Here is a 17,426-nt window from a genome sequence, read left to right as displayed (position 1 = left end):
AGCGGGAGCAAGCTCCCTCGCCACAATAAATTTTTGCAAGGAATTGAAATGAAGATTTCCCGGCAAGCCTACGCCGACATGTTCGGCCCCACCGTCGGCGACAAGGTGCGCCTGGCGGACACCGAGTTGTGGATCGAAGTCGAAAAGGACTTCACCACCTACGGCGAAGAAGTGAAGTTCGGCGGTGGCAAAGTCATTCGCGACGGCCAGGGCCAGAGCCAGTTGCTCGCCGCCGAAGTGGTCGACACGCTGATCACCAATGCGCTGATCATCGACCACTGGGGCATCGTCAAAGCCGACGTCGGCCTCAAGGACGGGCGCATCGCCGCGATCGGCAAGGCCGGCAACCCGGACGTGCAACCGAACGTGACCATCGCCATCGGCGCCAGCACCGAGGTCATCGCCGGTGAGGGCATGATCCTCACCGCCGGCGGCATCGACACGCACATCCATTTCATCTGCCCGCAGCAGATCGAAGAAGCACTGATGAGCGGCGTCACCACCATGATCGGCGGCGGCACCGGTCCGGCCACCGGCACCAACGCCACCACCTGCACCTCCGGCCCGTGGCACCTGGCGCGCATGCTCCAGGCCGCCGACGCGTTCCCGATGAACATCGGTCTCACTGGCAAGGGCAACGCCAGCCTGCCGGAGCCGTTGATCGAACAGGTCAAGGCCGGCGCCATCGGCCTCAAGCTGCACGAGGACTGGGGCACCACCCCGGCGAGCATCGACAACTGCCTGAGCGTCGCCGACCAGTACGACGTGCAAGTGGCGATCCACACCGACACCCTCAACGAATCGGGTTTCGTCGAAACCACCCTCGGCGCGTTCAAGGGCCGCACCATCCACACCTACCACACCGAGGGTGCCGGCGGCGGCCACGCGCCGGACATCATCAAGGCCTGCGGTTTCCCTAACGTGCTGCCGAGCTCGACCAACCCGACCCGACCGTTCACCCGCAACACCATCGACGAACACCTCGACATGCTGATGGTCTGCCACCACCTCGACCCAAGCATCGCCGAGGACGTGGCGTTCGCCGAAAGCCGTATCCGCCGCGAAACGATCGCCGCCGAAGACATCCTTCACGACCTCGGCGCGTTCTCGATGATCAGCTCCGACAGCCAGGCTATGGGCCGTGTCGGCGAAGTCATCACGCGCACCTGGCAGACCGCCGACAAGATGAAAAAGCAGCGCGGCCCGCTGCCCCAGGACGGCGCAGGCAACGACAACTTCCGCGCCAAGCGCTACATCGCCAAATACACGATCAACCCGGCGATCACCCATGGCATCAGCCATGAAGTGGGTTCGATCGAAGTCGGCAAATGGGCCGATCTGGTGCTCTGGCGTCCGGCGTTTTTCGGTGTGAAACCAACGCTGATCCTCAAGGGCGGAGCAATCGCTGCCAGCCTGATGGGCGACGCCAACGCTTCGATTCCAACCCCGCAACCGGTGCACTACCGCCCGATGTTCGCCAGCTACGGCGGCTCGCTGCACGCCACCAGCCTGACCTTCATCAGTCAGGCCGCGCAGGAGGCCGGGTTGCCTGAAGCGCTGGGTTTGAAGAAGAAAATCGGCGTGGTCAAAGGCTGCCGCGACGTGCAGAAAACCGACCTGATCCACAACGATTATCTGCCGAGCATCGACGTCGATCCGCAGACCTATCAGGTCAAGGCCGACGGTGTGTTGCTGTGGTGTGAACCGGCCGAGACCCTGCCGATGGCCCAGCGTTACTTCCTGTTCTGACGCACGGTAAAAGGCCCCGGGGTTGTGTCTTGCGCACGCTCCCGGGGCCTTTTTCATGGTGCTGGAAAAGCACCGTGCAAACGGTCGTGTATTTCCCGCCAAAGGGACTAATATTCGATTCGCTCCGCCTTTTTTCAGGAACTGCCCATGCGTCTTTCCGAGTTCATCGTGGCCAATATCGACCCTATCGTCGATGAGTGGGAACAGTTCGCCGCGACCATCACGCCGGCCGCCGACTATCTGGATTCCACTGCGCTGCGCGATCACGCCAGCGAGATTCTGCGGGCCGCCGCCCGCGACATGAACAAACCGCAAAGCCCCGCCGAACAGGCTGCCAAAGCCAAGGGCGAAGGCCCGGAAAAGACCCCGAGCCTGGACGAGGCCGGCGCCAGCCATGGCGAACTGCGCCACACCGTCGGTTTTGACCTGGTGCAGATGACCAGCGAATTCCGCCATTTGCGCGCCTGCGTGATTCGCCTGTGGGCCAACAGCCTTGAATCGCCGGACATGACCTATTTCCAGGACATGATCCGCTTCAATGAGGCCATCGACGAAGCCCTCGCCGAATCCACTGCGGCTTACGCCGAGCAGGTCAACCGCTCGCGGGACATTTTCCTCGCCATTCTTGGCCATGACCTGCGCGCGCCGCTGCAGGCGGTGAGCATGTCCACCGAACTGCTGCTGCGCAAATCCAGTCTTGAGGGCGATGCATTGGCCTGTGCTCTGCATATCAAGCGTGGCGCGCGGCACATGGCGGCGATGGTCAGTGATCTGCTGGAACTGGTGCGCAGTCGTCTGGGCCGTAGCCTGCCGATCGAGCCCGCCCCGATGGATCTGGCCGTTGCAGCGCGAGCGGCAATTGCCGAAGCCTGCGCCGGTCATCCGCAATCCGATCCCAGGCTCACGGTGCATGGTGACACCCGCGGGGTGTGGGACGCCGGGCGAATCGACCAGTTACTGCAGAACCTGATCGGCAATGCCTTGCAGCACGGTGCCAGCCAGCGTGACGTGACGCTCGATCTGCGTGGCGAGGGCGACTGTGTGTGCCTGTCGGTGCACAACTACGGCACACCGATTTCCGAAGAGGCTATCGGCACCATTTTCGACCCGTTGGTACGCAGCGCCGACGAAGAACTCGGGCAGCCGTCGACCAGCCTCGGATTGGGCTTGTTCATTGTCAAGGAAGTGGTGACCGCCCATGGCGGGACGATCGATGTCAGCTCGAGTGAGGCTGACGGGACGCTGTTCAGTGTGGTGTTGCCCAGAACGGTTTAAGCAGGGAAATCTACGGAGTATTCATCGCTGGCAAGCCAGCTCCCACAGGTCCGGCGTCGAATACAAACTTTGTGTACGACAGGGTTCCTTGTGGGAGCTGGCTTGCCAGCGATGAGGCCGGCCAATACCACCGATAACCTATTCGACCACCAGCCGCCCCAAGCGCTGCCTGAGCATGCGGTTCTCCGCCCGCAGCTCATGCACTTCCTCCAGCAGATTCAGTGCCAGCGCGACGCCCTCCCACTCCAGCTCCAGCTCGCGCCGCAACTTCGCGGCGCGCTTGGCCAGGCTCAGCTCGTAGTCGGTGAACCGCCATTCCCGGGGCTGCGCGCCCTGAGGTTCGAGGATGCCGTGTTCGACGATTTCGATCACGTAGACGTCCGACAGATCGGCCGCCTCACAGAATTCTGCCATGTCCAGTTGAACGATCAGGGGGCTGCTCATGATGGGCTACTCCGTCGTCGGGTTCAGAAGTTCTCTCGCGGGTTGAACGCGGCTTTCTTCGCCAGTTCCTGCCACAGCGCCTTGACCTCGTCGTCGGAGGTTTTCGGCATCACGGCCTTGAGCTGCACGAACAGGTAACCGCGCTCACCGGCCTTGTTTTTCAGACCATGACCCTTGGCGCGCATGCGCTGGCCGTTCTGGCTGCCGGCCGGAACCTTGAGGTTGATCTTGCCGGTCAGGGTCGGCACGGCGACTTCAGCGCCCAGCGCCAGCTCCCACGGTGCCAATGGCAAGGTGATGATCAGATTTTCGCCTTCGACATCGAATTTCGGGTGCGGCGCAAAGCGAATGGTCAGGTACAGATCGCCATTGGCCCCGCCACCGATGCCCGGTGCGCCCTGGCCTTTGAGGCGGATGCGCTCGCCGTCGGTCACGCCCGCCGGGATCTTCACGTTCAGGCTCTTGCTGGTGTTGCTGACGTGCTGACCGTTGGCGTTGTATTGCGGGACCTGAAAGCTGACCTTCTTCGATTCATTCGAGAGCGTTTCCTCGAGGAAGATCGGCAGTTCCATTTCCACGTCTTGCCCTCGGCGCCCTGCACTGCGTGATTGCCGACCCTCGCCGCCACCGAAACCGGGGCCGCGATTGCCGAAGATCGAACTGAAGAAGTCCGAGAAATCGCCGGTGTCGCCACCGCCGCCACCAAAGCCGCCACGGCTCTGCCAGCCCGGTGGGCCCTGGAACGGCTGACCGTGCTGGCCATAGCGGCGCAGGTCGTCGTATTCGGCGCGTTTGTCGGCGCTTTTCAGCGCTTCATAGGCTTCCGAGGCGTCCTTGAACTTGGCCTCGGCGTCTTTTTCCTTGCTGACATCGGGGTGGTATTTGCGCGCCAGCTTGCGATAGGCAGCCTTGATCGCCTTGTCGTCCGCTGTCGGCTCCACGCCGAGTATCTTGTAATAGTCTTTGAAGTCCATCGAAGGAATCACCATCCGTTATCGATTTCGCGCCGAGGCCAGCATGCGCTCATTCGCGCGTGCCGGGTTGACCGATCTCAACTTTGTGACCGGGTGGCGCAGCAGAAGTTTATCGGCAGTGGACGACGGTTCTTGCGACCGCCGGTATGTCTGCCGGCCCATGCCAGCAAGTTTGGGGCGAAGCTGCGACTTTCAAGAAGCTTAGTCGTGAAATAGCAGATGACCGGCCTTCGAATCTGCCGCGCACTGACATACACTGCGCGGCCGTTTTTTGACCGGAACCCGAAAGACATGAACAACGCCTCTCCAGCCCGTGCCTGCGGCATCGACTTCGGCACCTCCAACTCCACCGTCGGCTGGCTGCGCCCCGGCATGGAAACGATGATCGCGCTGGAAGACGACAAGATCACCCTGCCGTCGGTGGTGTTCTTCAACATCGAAGAGCGCCGTCCGGTGTACGGTCGCCTGGCCCTGCACGAATACCTGGAAGGCTACGAAGGCCGGTTGATGCGCTCGCTCAAGAGCCTGCTCGGTTCCAAGCTGATCAAGCACGACACCAGCGTGCTCGGCACCGCGATGCCGTTCAAGGACTTGCTGGGGCTGTTCATCGGTCAGCTCAAGAGCCGCGCAGAAACCGCCGCCGGTCGGGAATTCGAACAAGTGGTGCTGGGCCGCCCGGTGTTCTTCGTCGATGACGACCCGCTGGCCGACCAGGAAGCCGAAGACACGTTGGTGGAAGTGGCGCGCAAACTCGGCTTCAAAGACGTGTCGTTCCAGTACGAACCGATCGCTGCGGCATTCGACTACGAGTCGACCATCGAAAAAGAAGAGCTGGTGCTGATCGTCGACATCGGCGGTGGTACGTCCGACTTCTCGCTGGTGCGCCTGTCGCCCGAGCGTCGCGGCATGGACAACCGCCACGATGACATCCTCGCCACCGGCGGCGTGCACATCGGCGGGACCGACTTCGACAAACAGCTGAGCCTGCAAGGCCTGATGCCGCTGTTCGGCTACGGCAGCCGGATGAAGAGCGGCGCCTACATGCCGACCAGCCACCACATGAACCTGGCGACCTGGCACACCATCAACTCGGTGTACTCGCAGAAATCCACCCTGGCGCTGGGTAGCATGCGCTACGACATCGAAGACACCGGCGGTATCGACCGTCTGTTCAAGCTGATCGAGCAGCGCGCCGGGCACTGGCTGGCGATGGAAGTCGAAGAAACCAAGATCCAGCTGACCCACGCCGACAGCCGCCACGTGCCGCTGGACCGTATCGAGCCGGGCCTGAGCGTGGAACTGAGCCGCGCCCTGTTCGAATCGTCGATCGACGCCCTGCTTGAACGCGTGCGCGGCAGCGTCACGCAGCTGTTGAACGATGCCAACGTGTCGGTGGCTCAGGTCGATACGGTGTTCTTCACCGGTGGTTCGAGCGGCATTCCGGCGCTGCGCAACAGTGTTTCGGCGATGCTGCCGAATGCACGGCATGTGGAAGGGAATATCTTTGGCAGCATTGGCAGCGGTCTGGCGATTGAGGCGATGAAGCGTTACGGCTCGATGGCCTGATCACACAACCTGTAATGGTCTGATCACACACCTTGTGGCGAGGGAGCTTGCTCCCGCTGGACTGCGCAGCAGGCCCAGGCTTTTGATTCAAGGAGCGGGGGCGCTTCGCGCCCCAGCGGGAGCAAGCTCCCTCGCCACAGTGGATCGCCCTACACCATCCCGCCCAGCTTCAACTCACTCTTCAGATACGCGTAGTAAATCGGCCCCGCCACCACTCCCGGCAGGCCGAACGCGGCTTCGAACACCAGCATCGCCAGCAGCAATTCCCACGACTTGGCACTGATCTGCCCGCCGACGATGCGCGCGTTGAGGAAGTATTCGAGCTTGTGGATAAAGATCAGGTAACCCAGCGCCGCCACCGCCACCCAGATCGACAGCGACAGGCCGACGATGGTGATCAAGGTGTTCGACATCAGGTTGCCGATCACCGGCAGCAGGCCGAGCAGGAAGGTAAGGACGATCAGGGTCTTGGTCAGCGGCAGCTTGATGCCGAACAGCGGCAGGACCACCACCAGGAAAATCGCGGTAAAGAACGTGTTCAGCAGAGAAATCTTGATCTGCGCGAAGACGATGTTGCGAAAAGCTTGAACCACCAGGTGCAGACGGTCGAACAGGGCGGCGGCCAGCGGTTTGCGCTTGGTCAGGTCCGGTACTCGCTGCAGGGCAATGATCGCGCCGAGGACCATGCCGATCAGCAGGGTGACGAACATGTGCGCCGCGTCCTTGCCTACCAGTTGCAGCTCGGACAGATGCTTGCTCGCCCATTCGCCGATGGCCACGCGAAATTCCGCAGCGCTGGCCGGCAGGTAGGCATCAAGGAACGGCGGCAGTTGCCCGCGCGCGCGGTCCACCACACCCATGAATTTGTCGAGCGAGGCGCCGGGGTTTTCCGCTTCGTGCAGCAGGAAACTGATGGCGCCGGCAAAGATCAGCGCCAGCACACTGACCACCAGCGTGCCCAGCAGCGCCACCGCCAGCCAGCGCGCACGCCGGCCTTCGATCAGCCGTTGCAGTTGCGGGGTGAGCATGTTGACCAGCTCGAACACCAGCAGACCGGCCAGCAGGCTGGGCAACAAGCGCAGCGGCAACGCCAGCAGCAGACCGCCACAAATGATGATGCAACTGACCCAGAACACAACATGACGCTCAGAAAACGTTGGCATACAGCCTCAAAACGAACGGCGTAAAAGGATTGGCAGTCTGCCAGCGATCCGGGGAGAGCACTAGGGATATGCAGGGGCTATTGTCGCGCTCAATGGCCCCTTCGCGAGCAAGCTCGCTCCCACATTGGAATGCGCACTCCTGTGGGAGCGAGCTTGCTCGCGAAGACGCCAGCCCGCTCACCACAAGACTCAAGTGCTTACTTTTTCTTCAGGCAATCACTCATGAAGGTCTTGCGCGCATCGCCGGTCAGCGCCTTGGTTTTCGCGTCGGCGTTGCAGGTTTTCATTTTTTCCTGCTGCGGGGTCAGCACTTTTCCGTCATTGGCGGCCGGTGCAGCCTTGAGACAGGTGCTCATGAAAGTCTTGCGCTCGTCGCCCTTGAGGCTTTTGGCGGTAGCGTCAGCATTGCAGGTGGTCATTTTGTTCTGTTGCGCCGTGGCGGCGAAACCCTGGGAACACAGGAGCAGACCGATCATCAACAAAGGCACACGCAACATCTTCATGGAGTTTTCTCCTTGTCGCCGCATCGATGGATGCGACCTCCGCTGAAGTGTAGCCAAATCTTGTTACACCTTCCTGCCTTCCAGGTGGCTACGTCGGTATTGTTCCGGCGTACACCCGGCCTGCCGGGCAAACATGGCAATGAACGCCGAGCCGCTGCTGTAGCCGAGATCGAAGGCGATTTCCTGCACGCTGCGGGTACCTTCCAGCGCCTCGATGGCCGCGAGATAACGCAGGCGCTGACGCCATTCGCCGAAACTCAGTCCCAGTTCGCGCACGAACTGCCGGGCCAGCGTGCGTTCACTGACGTGTACCTGCGCCGCCCAGTGGGCCAGCGGCTGGTTGTTCCCTGGATCGGCCTGCAAGGCGTCGAGAATCGCCAGCAAGCCGGGATTGCTTGCGTACGGCAGATAACACTCATGCACCGGCGCCTGTTGCAGTTGATCGACCAGCACCTGGGCCAGACGCTGGTCAGCGTCGAGTTCGGGGATTTTCACGTCGCGGGCGGCGAAGTCCTTGAGAATCGCCTTGAGGATGTCGCTGATCGCCAGGGTGCAAGCGCGCGTCGGCAGATCGGCGCAGACCTTCGGATCAAGGCACACCGCACGATAGTTGACCGGCTGATGGCTGTAGAAACTGTGCTCGACCTGCGGCGGCACCCACACCGCGTAGTGCGGCGGCGACATGAAGCGACTGCCGTCGACGTCCATGTGCAGCACACCGTGGGCCGCGTACTCCAGCGTGCCCCACGGATGGCGGTGCGGCGCGGCGTATTCATGGGCGTTGAAGTCGGCATAGCGGAAGTACACCGCTGACGGCAGTTCGCTGAAATCCAGCAAATCGATGTGTTTACTGTTCATGCTGTCCGGTTGCAGAGGCAGGTTGTCCGGTTCGCAGTATAGGCCTGCATCCAGACAAGGGATAATCAGCGTTCATCAACGTTCTGGTTTTAACCCATGCAATACGCGTTTCCCCTGCTGGCGATTTTCATCTGGGCCGGCAATACCGTGATCAACAAACTGGCGGTCGGGGCGATCTTCCCCGCCGAGATCGGTTTCTACCGCTGGCTGCTCGCCGGCCTGTTGTTCACGCCTTTCATGCTCAAAGCGGTGATCGCGCACTGGCCGCAGATCCGCCCCAACCTGGGCAAGATCTTCATCCTCGGCGTGCTGGGCATGGCGGTCTATCAAAGCCTGGCCTACTTCGCCGCGACCCTGACCACCGCGACCAACATGGGCATCATCCTGTCGCTGATGCCACTGATGTCGCTGGCCATGGCGATCATCAGTCTCGGCCAGCGCCTGACCGCCGGGGCCTTGTTCGGCGCAGTGCTGTCGTTCGCCGGGGTGCTGGTGGTGGTGTCGTCCGGCAGCCTCGGCGCGCTGCTGCAACACGGGGTGAACCTGGGTGACGCGATGATGCTGATCGCCACCCTGGCCTACGCGATCTACAGCACCCTGCTGAAAAAATGGCAGCTGCGTTTGCCGCCGCTGGTGTTGCTGTACCTGCAGGTGCTGGTGGCGATTGTGGTGCTGTTTCCGCTGTACGCCGCCTCGCCGAAAACCGGCTTCACCGCGCAGAACATTCCGCTGGTGCTGTACGCGTGCCTGCTGGCGTCAATGCTTGCGCCGCTGGCGTGGATGCAGGCGGTGCAGCGTCTGGGGCCGAGCCGCACCACGTTGTTCTTTAACTTGCTGCCGCTGATCACCGCGCTGATTGCGGCGGTGGTGTTGAAGGAGCAGTTGGCGATGTATCACCTGGTGGGTGGGGTGTTGACGTTGGGTGGGGTGATTTTGTCTGAGCGCTGGACCACGGTGCTGGGCCGCCGGATCAGCGTTGCCTGACAAATTCCTGTGGCGAGGGAGCTTGCTCCCGCTGGGGCGCGAAGCGGCCCCTTTTAAAGCCGGGGCCTGCTGCGCAGTCCAGCGGGAGCAAGCTCCCTCGCCACAAGAGCAGGTTAAACGCCAGCAGCCTTGAGTCGCGCCGCATGCTCGACAAACAGCCGCACCGGATCCGCCCCTTTGCCCACCAGCCCCAGCGACTGATTGACGATGTCGAAGTGATCCAGCGGATAGTCATCGCCAATTACCGTGCCGAGGTGCGAGCTGTAGCGCCCGACCATCCCGTCACACTGCCCTGGCTCGCGCACGAAGGTTTTCGCGAACAAGCGGCAGCTGCGGTTGGTGCCGTCGAACAGGTTGCCACCGCGATCGGACTTGCCCGGTTGCAACGTCCCCGACCACGAGTAATAGCGCACGCCGTCGACCTCCTCCGGCCCGTGTCCGCCCCAGGTTTCGGGCAGGCCCTGTGGATAACGCTGATTGAACAGCGCCACCCCTTCGCTGGTGAGCGATTGATGCGAGGCGTGGATATCCACCGGCAGTTTCGGCCCGTGGTAACCGGTTTCCAGCAATGCCATCAGCCAGCCGACAACCCGCAGCAGCGCTTCGAGCAGACGCCCCTTGGCAGTGTTCGCCGGGTAGTGTTGCTGCAGATAGTCGGCCAGTTCCGAACCATGATTGGGCCCGGCCACGGACGTCACCGAAGCGACCAGATCCGGCCGTTTCGCGGCGGCATAACGCGCGGTCAGCGAGCCCTGGCTGTGGCCGAACAGATTGACCCTGGCAGCGCCGGTCTCGCGCAGAATCTCGTCGATGCGCGCCAGCAACTGCTCGCCACGCACCTCGGTGGAATTGAGCGGCGACACCTGCACCGCAATTACTGTCGCCCCGCCACGACGCAACGCCTTGATGATCCCGTACCAGTACGGATACAGCAGCAGCCGGATAAACCCGAGCATGCCCGGCACCAGCACCAGTGGATAACGTGTCGCCGAACCTTGTGACATGGGCAAACATCCTTGTGGTCGCTGAGTGGATGCCAGACGTGCAAAACGCCCGCCAAGCCTCCTCCCTGATGATGACAACTGCACCATCAGCCTACTTCAGGCCCACCACCCCCGCCACAATCAGCCCCACCGACAGCAGTTTGACCAGAGTCAGGCTCTCGCCGAGCAGGGCAAAACCGAGACACACCGTGCCCAGCGAGCCGATGGCCGTCCAGATCGGGTAGGCGATGCTCACCGGCAACTCGCGCAGCGCCAACGTCAGGAAGTAGATTCCGCCAATCGCCGCCACCACCGTGATCAGCGACGGCCACAGGCGGGTGAAGCCTTCGGCGTACTTCATGCCCATGGCGAAGGTCACCTCAAACCCGGCGGCGATCAGCAAGAACAGCCAGGCCATCTAGAACGCCCGGGCGAGGTCGAGCAAACGCTGCTCGGCCTCGGCCACCGACACTGCAAAGGTGCGCTCGGCAGACTCTTCGCCCTCGGCCGCGACCACGGTGACGTCGTTGATGCCGATGAACCCCAACGCCGTACGCAGCCATGGATCGGCGTGGTTCAGGGCCTCCAGCTCACCTCCCGGACCGAAGCCGAAACCGCCGCGACTGGTGACGATCAGCGCTTTCTTGCCCTGCAGCAGCGGGGTGTATTGGGCCACGCCGTTGTCCAGGGTGTGGTCGAATGTCAGGCCCAGACGCACAATCTGATCGACCCAGGCCTTGAGGCCGCTGGGCACGCTGAAGTTGTACATCGGCGTGGAAATCAGCAGCAGATCGTGTTCGAACAACTCGCCGACCAACTGATCGCTAAGCGCCAGATCGGCCTGCATCGACAGTGGACGCGCCTCGGGTTCAGGATGAAACGCAGCCGCGACAAAGGCTTCATTGACCGGCGGGATCAAGACGCGCCCGACTTCGCGGCGGGTGACCTGCGCCTGGGGATGGCGCACTTGCCAGGCGCTGAGAAAGCTTTCTGCCAGGCGCCGTGAATGCGAACGATCACCCCGTGGGCTGGCATGGATCGCAAGAATTTTGCTCATCTGTATTTCCTCCGGACTAGAATCAAACGGCTTGTGGCTTGCAGCTTGAAACGCGTGGCCGCGTCCATTCAAATGAGCAAAAATCAGTCGGGATGAATTCATTTCATCCATGGAGTTCTCAATGTTCGCCTCGTTGCCGCTGACCGCCCTGCGCGCCTTCGAATCCGCTTCGCGCCTGCTGAGCTTCAAGGCCGCCGCCGAGGAATTGTCGGTCACACCGACGGCGATTTCTCATCAGATTCGCGCGCTGGAAGACTGGCTCGGCGTGGCGCTGTTCGAACGCTTGCCACGTCAGGTGCGCCTGACGGAAGGTGGCGAGCGGCTGTTTCGCAGCCTGCACGGCGCGCTGCTGGAAGTGGCGCAAAGCGTCGACACCCTGCGTCCGCAACGCAGTGGCGCCAGCCTGACGTTATCGACCACCGCCGCGTTTGCCGCGCTGTGGCTGGTGCCGCGCCTCGGGCGTTTTTATGCGCAACACCCGAACATCAACGTGCGCCTCGATACCCACTGCGAAGTCATCGACCTGCATCAGGACGCCAGCGTCGATCTGGTGCTGCGCTACAGCCTCGACGATTACCCCAATCTCTACGGTCTGTGCCTGTTCGATGAGTCCTTCGGTGTATATGGCTCGCCGGAGCAGGTGGCGCTGGCCGCCCGACGCACGCCGGCGCTGATCAGCGTGCGCTGGCACAACTCGAAGCTATATGCCCACGGCTGGGAAGCCTGGTGCGCCCGCTCCGGCGAGTCGTGGCTGAATCAGCATCCGGCGATCCGTGAATACGACGAGGAACATTACGCCCTGCAAGCGGCGATTGCCGGGCAAGGTCTGGTGCTGGCGAGCAATATTCTGGTGTCGCAAAGCGTCGCCAGCGGGTTGCTGGTGCCGTACAAAGGGCAGGTGCAGGTCGATGGTGCCGGGTACAGCGCTTTGTGTGTGCCAGGGCGCGAGCGGCATCCGCCGGTGCGGGCGTTTTTTGCCTGGTTACAGGAGGAGGCCGTGTTGTCGGGGCTCACGCCAAGATCGCAGCCTTCGGCAGCGCCTGCAGGGGGGACGCTGGAAATCTGATAAAACTTTTTCGATCGCGCAGGACTCACAACCAGGGTATGCGATCACGCCTGAAGAGCGTGGCGCCCATTGGATTAGCCTCCTGGAGATCGAAATGAGCGATGACCTGCATTTGTCTGATGTTCAAACCCTGCGCGCACGCGCACGGCAACACGTCGAGAACGGCGCGGTAACCGAGGGATACAGCGCCGACCGTGACGAGGTGCTGCGCCTGCTCAATGAGTCGCTGGCCACCGAACTGGTCTGCGTGCTGCGTTACAAACGTCACTACTTCATGGCCAACGGCGTGAAGGCTCACGTGGCCGCCGAAGAATTCCTCGAACATGCAACCCAGGAAGCACAACACGCCGACCGTCTGGCCGAGCGCATCGTGCAACTGGGTGGCGAACCGGAGTTCAATCCGGACCTGCTGTCGAAAATGTCCCACGCCCAGTACGTGGCCGGGAACACCTTGAAGGAAATGGTCTACGAAGACCTGGTGGCCGAACGGATCGCCATCGACAGCTACCGCGAAATCATTCAGTACATCGGCGAAAAAGACCCGACTACCCGGCGCATCTTCGAAGACATCCTCGCCCAGGAAGAAGAGCATGCGGATGATATGGCCGACATTTTGAAAGACTTGTAAGCCTTCCAAAACCGCCTTCGCGAGCAAGCTCGCTCCCACACTGGAATCCATTTCAAATGTGGGAGCGATCCTGCTCGCGAAGGGGCCGCAACAGAAGCAAAAAGATCGCAGCCTGCGGCAGCTCATACAATCCACTGTAGGAGCTGCCGCAGGCTGCGATCTTTTGCTCTTGCCTTACTTGGTTGGCTTGACGGTCACGGGCGCCTTGCCCGCCTTCATCTGCTCAAGCAGCGGCGCGCACTGATTAGGCTCCCCACCGCTCGGCGCCACCAGCGCCAGCAGCCCCGCCGCGGGTGCGGCAATCACGCCCAGCGCGACCATCCCCGCCCCACGCAGCATCAACGGCACGGCCTTCACGCCAGCATCCGGCTTGATGAACTTGCCGCGCACGTACAACGGTGAACGCAGCGAAATCAGGCGCCAGCCCTTGGATTCCGGCGTTACGGTCAGGTCCAGTTGCTCGGTGGCCATGTTCGCCGTGCCGTCGATGTAGATGATGGCGTTCTCGGTGTCGAACACAAACAGCCGCGTGGTCGCCAGGCCAGTCTTGATGTCGAAGTCCGCCGCCGCGCAGTTGATCTTCACTTCCTTGTCGCCAAAGATCTTGCCGACCACATAGTTGCCGACGTTGAGACCGGCCAGTTCCATCAGCTCACGGCTGATCGCACCGTCGTTGATCAGCATCTTCAACTGGCCATTGGCGCCGCCGAGCAGCTTGGCCACCGAGTTGCCGCGACCGCTGATGTCGGCGTCGCCATTGAGTTCACCGAAGCTGGTTTTCATCGGCTCGAAGGTCGGGAACAACTGCTTGAGCTTGAAGCCGCGCGCGGTCAGTTTCGCCCGGCCTTCCAGCGGTTCGGCGCGACCATTGAGGCGGATCTGCGCGTCCAGATTGCCACCCGCCACACCGAAGCGCAGCGGCTCAAGGCTGAGTTCGCCATCGTTGAGTTTCAGGTGGGTATAGAGGTCGGTAAACGGCAGCTTCTCGCTGTGGACGATGCGCTTGCCGGTGAACTCGACGTCAGCGTCCATGGCGCGCCAGCGGTCGGTCTTGAACTCTTCCACCGGCAGCACTTTGTCCGTCGGTTGTTTGCTCTCGCCGCCGCGGGCCTTTTGCTTGTCATTGGAGTCGGCGCCAATCAGCGGCGCGAGGTCGGCGAACAGCAGTTGATTGGACAGCAGCGCACCGCTGAGCTTGGGCCGTGGCTGGCTGGCAACGTAGGTCAGATCACCATGAATATCGCTGCTGCCGATCTTGCCGTTGAACTGCTCGTAGGTGAATTTCGCCCCGGCGGCGTCATGCAATTTGGCGATCAAGTGACCGTCGGTGGAATACGGCGGCGTATCCGGCAGGGTCACGCCGGTCAGCGGATAGAGGTTGCCGAGGCTGGCGCCGGCCAGTTTCAGGCGCAGGTCGAGGGCACCGAGGTTGAGCGGGTCAGTGAGGGTGCCGGCCAGTTCGATGCTGGTGGCGCCGATCTTCGCCTGGGCCTGCAGCGGAAACGGTTTGTTCGCGTCCTGCAACGCCAGCAGCCCGCCGATCTTGCCCTGACCGGTGAGATTCTGGCCGTGGTACTGGCCTTTGACCTTCAGCGCAAATGCATAGTCCTGCGGCGCGGCGCCCTTGTCCTGGGCAGTCTTCGCGGCTTTGTCACCGACGATATCGCTGAACGGAATCGGCTTGCCCAGCGGATCAATCACCACGTCGAGGTTGGTTTTCAGCGTCTGGTCATCCAGGGTGACGTGGCCCTTGTCGAAGCCGATCGCCCCGATGTCCACCACCCAGTTTGACGGTTCGGCATTCGGGTCTTTCGGGTCGAACTTGAACGTCCAGTTGGCGCGGCCATCGGCCAGGCGTTGCAATTGCGCGTTGGGTTCGGTCAGGTCGATACGCGGGATCGTCACCCGTTGCGCCAGCAGGGCCAGCGGCGAGATGCGCAGTTCCACGCGTTTGAGCGTGACCATCTGCGGCTGCTTCGACCAGTCCGGGTTGCCCAGCGTCAGGTCCTCAGCCACCACGTGCGGCCACGGCACCCAGGCGCGCCAACCGCCCTCTTCCGGCTCGCGCTGCCAGATCACCGCGAGGTTGCCATTGATGGCGAACGGTCGATGCAGTTCTTCCGAGACTTTGGCGTTGAGCGGCGGTTTGATCCGGTTCCAGTCGAAGAACACGATGATCAGAACCAGTACCGCCAGCAGCAGTACGAGGATGGCGAGGGTCCAACTGAAGATTTTTCCGGTGCGCGTCATGCACAAAACTCCTGATGACGACCGCACGCCGACTTCGCGACGTACAGCTGAAACGGCGGGCCAAAGCGGCCCTCATGAAATCTACGACTGGCAAACAGTGCGCAGGTTTAATCGGAATATAGATTCCGCGGCAAAAAATCGCCCGAATGCTGACCGATTGGTCGAACAGCGTTACCGCTGCCCGCACATTTGCGAGGCGCGAGTGAGTCGAAAATACCCACTGCAGTGCAAAACCACCGTCCGCAAACGCCCGAGCTAGAGCGCCTCGGCAGAACAATCAATTCTGTTGATTATTACCATTGCGTTTATGAACTTTTATATCGACTTATCGAGAGTAGCATTGGCTTCGTACCCACTTTATCGCCCTCCCAAGGAGCAACCCATCATGAAACGCCAATTACTGCTCAGCCTTACCCTGTCGATGCTAGCCAGCACTGCTTTCGCCCTGCCCGCTGCCGATCAGGCTACCCCACAAGTGAAAGCCAGCCACTCGGTGTTCAGCCAGACTGTTGCTGCGGACGGCGGCGACCGTACTCCACAAGGTCAGACACTGGCTGAAAACGGCCGTAATCGTCTGGAAGAAAAAGGCCTGGTACAAGATGGCTACGACAAGACCCCACAAGGTCAAGCTGTAGCAAAAGGCGGCCGTGATCGCCTGGAAGAGAAAGGTCTGGTGCAAGACGGCTATGACAAGACGCCACAAGGTCAGACTCTGGCATCCGATGGCGGCGACCGCACTCCACAGGGCCAAACCCTCGCTGAAGGTGGCGGTGACCGTACCCCACAAGGTCAGACCCTCGCCGAAGACGGTTTCGATAAAACCCCACTGGGCCAGGCCGTTGCCGAAGGCGGTGGTGACCGTGTGATCGAACGCAACAGCGCTTTGAGCTAAGCCCATGGCGGCCTGGAAAAAAAGCCCAATCAGCGGATTGGGCTTTTGATTTTTTCAGCACTGCAATCCGCAAAAACCCGTTTCCCCGCTCACCTCCCTCCCCCTGCCGTTCGACGCCGGCAAAGCCGATTTGCTAGAGTGCGGCGCTTGTCCTGCCTAAGAAAACGCCTTTGCGATGCTGCCCCGCGCCGAACAGAAACAACAGACCCGCAACGCCCTGATGGACGCTGCCCGCCATTTGATGGAAAGCGGCCGAGGATTCGGCAGCCTGAGCCTGCGCGAAGTGACCAAGACCGCCGGCATCGTGCCCACCGGTTTCTACCGGCATTTCGCCGACATGGACGAACTCGGTCTGGTGCTGGTCAGTGAAGTCGGCCAGACCTTCCGCGAAACCATCCGCCTGGTCCGCCACAACGAATTCGTCATGGGCGGCATCATCGATGCCTCGGTGCGGATCTTCCTCGACGTGGTCAGCGCCAACCGTTCGCAATTCCTGTTTCTGGCGCGCGAGCAGTACGGCGGCTCGCTGCCGGTGCGTCAGGCGATTGGCCGTCTGCGCGAAAACATCAGCGCCGACCTTGCGGCCGACCTGACGCTGATGCCCAAGCTGCAACATCTGGATGCGGCCGGCCTGAGCGTGATCGCCGACCTGATCGTCAAGTCGGTATTCGCCACCCTGCCGGACATTATCGACCCACCCGCCGAAGCCTTGCCGGAGCATCTGACGCCACAGGCGAAGATCACTCAGCAGCTACGCTTCATCTTTATCGGCCTCAAGCACTGGCAAGGGCTGGGCAGTACCGAGTAAAAAACAAAAGATCGCAGCCTTCGGCAGCTCCTACACCCATTCCCTGTAGGAGCTGCCGAAGGCTGCGATCTTTTTTATGAGCCACAAATTGGTGCATGTAAAAATCTTCACGCACCAAAACCTTCCAAAATTCTGCAACATCTTGAAACATCCTCTACGCTCCGACAGGGATTTCCTACATCTGGTCCGGTTGGCAAGCCCCTTGCTCTAGCCCTATCTACAAGTC

Annotated in this window: 17 protein-coding genes; 8 read left to right on the top strand and 9 right to left on the bottom strand. The window is 61.5% G+C overall.

The features are described 5' to 3' along the window. The first annotated feature begins 48 nt into the window (after positions 1–48). Positions 49–1,749, top strand: a complete 1,701-nt coding sequence (ureC, locus tag ACU680_RS13005) for an urease subunit alpha (protein ID WP_448179623.1) — start codon at positions 49–51, stop codon at positions 1,747–1,749. Between the two features lie 147 nt (positions 1,750–1,896). Next, complete coding sequence (locus ACU680_RS13000) at positions 1,897–3,024, top strand: ATP-binding protein (protein WP_448179622.1); 1,128 nt, start codon at positions 1,897–1,899, stop codon at positions 3,022–3,024. A gap of 138 nt (positions 3,025–3,162) precedes the next feature. Here the strand turns inward: ACU680_RS13000 and ACU680_RS12995 are convergent, their stop codons facing one another. Further along, positions 3,163–3,468, bottom strand: a complete 306-nt coding sequence (locus ACU680_RS12995; RefSeq protein WP_003221201.1) for a chaperone modulator CbpM — start codon at positions 3,466–3,468, stop codon at positions 3,163–3,165. A 23-nt stretch (positions 3,469–3,491) separates the two neighbouring features. Continuing rightward, positions 3,492–4,442 (bottom strand): DnaJ C-terminal domain-containing protein, encoded by a 951-nt coding sequence (locus tag ACU680_RS12990; protein ID WP_448179621.1) that lies wholly within the window; start codon positions 4,440–4,442, stop codon positions 3,492–3,494. 291 nt (positions 4,443–4,733) lie between these two features. On the opposite strand from ACU680_RS12990, the gene ACU680_RS12985 reads away from it, so the two are divergent. Beyond that, positions 4,734–6,008 carry an Hsp70 family protein gene (locus ACU680_RS12985; protein WP_098966982.1) on the top strand — a complete coding sequence of 425 codons (1,275 nt, stop codon included), beginning with the start codon at positions 4,734–4,736 and terminating at the stop codon, positions 6,006–6,008. 149 nt (positions 6,009–6,157) lie between these two features. Here ACU680_RS12985 and ACU680_RS12980 read toward each other — a convergent pair whose 3' ends face one another. From ACU680_RS12980 to ACU680_RS12970, 3 genes are all read right to left on the bottom strand, one after another. Continuing rightward, positions 6,158–7,171: an AI-2E family transporter gene (locus ACU680_RS12980; RefSeq protein WP_027613551.1), complete on the bottom strand. Its 1,014-nt coding sequence runs from the start codon at positions 7,169–7,171 to the stop codon at positions 6,158–6,160. Between the two features lie 197 nt (positions 7,172–7,368). Then, positions 7,369–7,674 (bottom strand): PsiF family protein, encoded by a 306-nt coding sequence (locus ACU680_RS12975; protein WP_007966973.1) that lies wholly within the window; start codon positions 7,672–7,674, stop codon positions 7,369–7,371. A 63-nt stretch (positions 7,675–7,737) separates the two neighbouring features. After that, the gene (locus ACU680_RS12970; RefSeq protein WP_448179620.1) at positions 7,738–8,532 is read right to left on the bottom strand and encodes an AraC family transcriptional regulator; all 795 of its coding nucleotides are present in this window, start codon (positions 8,530–8,532) and stop codon (positions 7,738–7,740) included. Between the two features lie 96 nt (positions 8,533–8,628). On the opposite strand from ACU680_RS12970, the gene ACU680_RS12965 reads away from it, so the two are divergent. After that, a complete protein-coding gene (locus tag ACU680_RS12965) occupies positions 8,629–9,516 on the top strand; it encodes a DMT family transporter (RefSeq protein ID WP_003221189.1) in 888 nt (295 codons plus the stop codon). Between the two features lie 113 nt (positions 9,517–9,629). Here ACU680_RS12965 and ACU680_RS12960 read toward each other — a convergent pair whose 3' ends face one another. The 3 genes from ACU680_RS12960 to ACU680_RS12950 all read right to left on the bottom strand — a co-directional run bounded on the left by ACU680_RS12960 (position 9,630) and on the right by ACU680_RS12950 (position 11,556). After that, positions 9,630–10,520: an alpha/beta fold hydrolase gene (locus tag ACU680_RS12960; RefSeq protein WP_448179619.1), complete on the bottom strand. Its 891-nt coding sequence runs from the start codon at positions 10,518–10,520 to the stop codon at positions 9,630–9,632. Between the two features lie 91 nt (positions 10,521–10,611). Continuing rightward, positions 10,612–10,917 (bottom strand): DMT family transporter, encoded by a 306-nt coding sequence (locus ACU680_RS12955; protein ID WP_448179618.1) that lies wholly within the window; start codon positions 10,915–10,917, stop codon positions 10,612–10,614. Continuing rightward, on the bottom strand, positions 10,918–11,556 hold the full coding sequence (locus ACU680_RS12950; protein WP_448179617.1) for an FMN-dependent NADH-azoreductase: 639 nt from the start codon (positions 11,554–11,556) through the stop codon (positions 10,918–10,920). Positions 11,557–11,665: 109 nt separating this feature from the next. Between ACU680_RS12950 and ACU680_RS12945 the strand changes: the two genes are divergently transcribed. Then, on the top strand, positions 11,666–12,622 hold the full coding sequence (locus tag ACU680_RS12945) for a LysR substrate-binding domain-containing protein (protein ID WP_448179616.1): 957 nt from the start codon (positions 11,666–11,668) through the stop codon (positions 12,620–12,622). Positions 12,623–12,716: 94 nt separating this feature from the next. After that, entirely contained in the window at positions 12,717–13,250 is a 534-nt protein-coding gene (locus ACU680_RS12940) for a ferritin-like domain-containing protein (protein WP_448179615.1), read from the top strand. Positions 13,251–13,424: 174 nt separating this feature from the next. Here ACU680_RS12940 and ACU680_RS12935 read toward each other — a convergent pair whose 3' ends face one another. Beyond that, positions 13,425–15,500 (bottom strand): AsmA family protein, encoded by a 2,076-nt coding sequence (locus ACU680_RS12935; protein ID WP_448179614.1) that lies wholly within the window; start codon positions 15,498–15,500, stop codon positions 13,425–13,427. A gap of 385 nt (positions 15,501–15,885) precedes the next feature. Here ACU680_RS12935 and ACU680_RS12930 point away from each other — a divergent pair, with 385 nt between their 5' ends. Next, positions 15,886–16,392 (top strand): hypothetical protein, encoded by a 507-nt coding sequence (locus tag ACU680_RS12930; protein WP_448179613.1) that lies wholly within the window; start codon positions 15,886–15,888, stop codon positions 16,390–16,392. Positions 16,393–16,567: 175 nt separating this feature from the next. Beyond that, positions 16,568–17,200: a TetR family transcriptional regulator gene (locus ACU680_RS12925; protein WP_007966952.1), complete on the top strand. Its 633-nt coding sequence runs from the start codon at positions 16,568–16,570 to the stop codon at positions 17,198–17,200. Positions 17,201–17,426 lie beyond the last annotated feature (226 nt).

The organism is Pseudomonas sp. LF020, from assembly GCF_053456425.1.
Note: the sequence above shows the minus strand (reverse complement) of the source record. Positions and strands in the feature narration are given on the sequence as shown.